At 60.2% G+C, this 3,464-nt stretch carries 1 protein-coding gene and 1 pseudogene; both read right to left on the reverse strand.

Going from position 1 to position 3,464, the window contains the following annotated elements; all coding sequences use genetic code 11:
- Nucleotides 1-1,035: pseudogene (locus AACS24_RS08135) on the reverse strand (phosphate ABC transporter permease PstA); the annotation flags it as partial.
- A 16-nt stretch (nucleotides 1,036-1,051) separates the two neighbouring features.
- Nucleotides 1,052-3,289 carry an ABC transporter permease subunit gene (locus AACS24_RS08140; protein ID WP_033114380.1) on the reverse strand — a complete coding sequence of 746 codons (2,238 nt, stop codon included), beginning with the start codon at nucleotides 3,287-3,289 and terminating at the stop codon, nucleotides 1,052-1,054.
- Between the last annotated feature and the right edge of the window lie 175 nt (nucleotides 3,290-3,464).

Here is a 3,464-nt window from a genome sequence, read left to right on the forward strand (position 1 = left end):
GTTGATCACCGCGATGCGGATAAGCTTGGTCAGGCTGTTCTTGCCCGCATACTCGTGCAGGTAGACCGCTGCAATCACGCCGAGCGGGGTGACGATGATCGCCATCAGGAACACCATGAAGACGGTGCCGAAGATGGCCGGGAACACCCCGCCCTCGGTGTTGGCTTCACGGGGATCGTCGGAGACAAACTTGCCGATCTGGTGGAACCAGTAACCTACCTTGGCCAGCAGGCTCATGTCGTTGGGCCACACCACATCCAGTACCTTGGACATCGGCATGGTTACCTGCTCGCCACGCATATCCTTGACGGTGATGCTGTCTCGGTCGGCCTGACTGCGCAGGGAGAAGAGCTCCTTCTCCAGCACCTGATAGCGATCGTTGAGAGCCTGACGCTCGCTCGCCAGCTGGGCTTTGAGCTGATCGGTCAGGTTATTCTCAAGCTCGGCCTTGCGCTCTTTGAGGCGCAGCCGCTCCAGCTGATAGTTGATGCTGCCGATGTCCCCTTTTTGCAGGTCGTTCGCCTGGTCGGAGAGGCCATTGGCCCGCGCCAGCACCCGCTGCAGAGCGGCGTGCAGATCCGTGGTGATCTCGCGCCCATCCTCTTTGACCGAGTTGATGTAGCCGTAGAAGTTGCCGTTGGTGGCACGCTCAATCATGGCGAGCTCGACCGGCTGACTCTGTGACTTGATGTCGGTCTCCAGCACCCAGCGGAAGTCCAGATCGACAAACTCGCGGTTGCCGGTCTTGACCAGATAGCGGGTCAGCAGCTCACGCTCTTCCCCTGCCAGCGGCAGACCTGCGGCGCGCAGGCGCTCCACCGGCACCAGCTCGCGATCGTTGATCTCGCCGATCAGCACGCTCTTGTTGCCGCTCGCATCTTCCAGCTGCCACTCATAGATGGGGTGAGGCCAGAAGTAGACCAGACCACGCCAGCCGATGAGCAGCAACAGCCCCAGTACCGCGACCAGACTCAGGCTGACGGCGCCGCCGGTCATCCAGATCCACGGGGCCCCTGATTTAAACCACTTACCCATTGTCATTCCTTGGTCCTTACAGAGAGCTGTATTTTTCACGCAACCGCTGACGGATGAACTCGGCCAGGGTGTTGAACAAGAAGGTGAACACGAACAGGACGAAGGCTGCGAGGAACAGCACCCGGTAGTGGGAGCTGCCCACTTCCGACTCCGGCATCTCTACCGCAATGTTGGCGGCGAGGGTACGCAGCCCCTGGAACATAGAGAAGTCCATGATGGGGGTGTTGCCGGTGGCCATCAGCACGATCATGGTCTCGCCCACGGCGCGGCCAAGGCCCATCATCACCGCCGAGAAGATGCCAGGGCTGGCGGTGAGGATCACCACCCGGCTCAGGGTCTGCCACGGCGTGGCACCGAGGGCCAGCGAGCCCTGGGTCAGGTGCTTGGGTACCGAGAAGACCGCGTCTTCGGCGATGGAGAAGATGGTCGGAATGACTGCAAAGCCCATGGCGATGCCAACTACCAGCGAGTTGCGCTGGTCGAACTTGATGCCCATGTCGTGGGTCAGCCAGATGCGCGAATCACCGTGCATAAAGGCATTCTCGATAAGCGGGCTCAGCGCGAACGCTCCCCAACCGATGAAGAGCAGCACCGGGATCAGCAGGATGGCGTGCCACCCCTCCGGCAGCCAGGTGCGGCTGCGCTCCGGCAGGTAGTTCCACACCAGCGCGGTCAGCAACATTCCCGCTGGCAGCAGAATAAGCAGCAACACCACGCCGGGCAGGGAGCCCTCGATGATGGGTGCCAGCCAGAGGCCTGCCAGGAAACCGAGGATAACGGTCGGCAGGGCCGCCATGATCTCGACGGTCGGTTTGACATATTTGCGCAGCCCCGCCGACATGAAGTAGGCGGTGTAGATGGCGCCCGCAACGCCGAGCGGCACCGCAAACACCATGGCATAGAAGGAGGCTTTCAAGGTACCGAATACCAGCGGCACCAGGCTCAGCTTGGCTTCAAAGTCGTTGCTGGCGGAGGTGGATTGCCACACATACTGGGGCTCCGGATACCCTTCGTACCACACCTGTTGCCACAGGGCAGACCAGGTCACCTCGGGGTGCTCGTTCTCCACCGCAAACAGCTTGAACGCATCGCCCTGCTGGGTCAGCAGCAGGTTGTGGCGCGGCGAAATGGCCAGCGCAGAGAAGGCGCCGCCATCGACATGCTCGCTCAGCAGCTTGGTCTCGCCGGTAGCGTGGAAGAAGCTGACGGTGCCATCCTTGTCGGCACTGATAAAGCCCTTGCGAAAGTGCTCCGGGGTCAGCTGCGCCACGGCGCCATCACCCTTGAAGTCACGGATCTGGGTGAACTGGCGCTTGCCATCCTTTGCCACTTCAAACCACTGGGAGATGACGCCATTGTCATTGCCCACCAGCAGGGAAGAGGCACCAGAGAGCAGCTCGACCCGGGTCACGTTGGCGTTGGGGGCGTTGATCTCCAGCACGTTGCGCACCGAAATATCGCTCAGGTTCTGGATGTCGTAGACAGAGAGGCGGTTGCCCTCGCGCACGAACAGGATACGCAGGTTGGGAGTGAGCAGCATCTGATCCACGTGGCGCGGCAGGGAGGGAATGGTGTAGTTCTGGGCACTCCACTCGATCTCACCGGAGAGGAAGTTCTCCTCACCGCTCATCACCGTCATCACGCCGCGACCATCTTCGGTCACGGCGGCAGCGGCCATCTTGTCCTTGGTGGCTTCAAACACCATGGTCTTGAGCGCCTTGCCCTCGGGATCCACTACCACCGGCTCTTCGCCGAAGGGGTACTGGAGGCTGGGCTCAATGACGCGCACATCGTTGGGATAGGAGACCTTGAAGGAGGGCTGTACCACTTGCGCCTTGCCGTCGGCAAAACCGTAGGCAATCAGCTTTTGACCCGGCGCGGGCGGCGCCACGGCAGTGACGTCACCGGCCACCTCAGCTTGACCGAGGGATTGACCGACCTTGATCTTGCCATCGCCCTGCACGGCGAAGAAGTTGACCTGTCCGTTGTCGCTGAAGCGATAACCGATCTCGTTCTGCTCTTCCACCCCAAGCCAGGCGGTCTTGCCGCTTGTCGGCAGGGTAAACGAGGCGGTCGGCTCCATCGTGGCGCCATTGAAGATGGGCTTCACCACATAGAGCAGGTAAAAGAAGATAAGCAGGAGCGCCACCAGCACCAGCGCCCCACCCGTGGTGACGCCGTACTTGGCCAATTTGTCCTTGATGCGGCGTTTTCGACTCCCCGCCATACCCAGGTGTAACGATTCCGATGACATGCAAAACCTCAATGTAAGCTAGGCTTGGCGGCATTATATGGCGATTGCATGACAGTTTTGTTACACCCGCCACCTTAAATAAGCAGGATAAACAGGGGGTCGGAATACAAGGGGAGATAAGGAGTGAAGGCTTAATAATCTATTGTTTTTAAAGTGGTTATAAAAATGGCAAGCG

Origin of the sequence: Aeromonas sp. HMWF016 (assembly GCF_963878195.1) — a bacterium.
Classification (GTDB): domain Bacteria; phylum Pseudomonadota; class Gammaproteobacteria; order Enterobacterales; family Aeromonadaceae; genus Aeromonas; species Aeromonas lacus.

What these genes read in the sequence shown, in the direction of transcription:
- AACS24_RS08140 (WP_033114380.1), bottom strand. Translation starts at nt 3,289, where the DNA reads ATGTCATCGGAATCGTTACACCTGGGTATGGCGGGGAGTCGAAAACGC.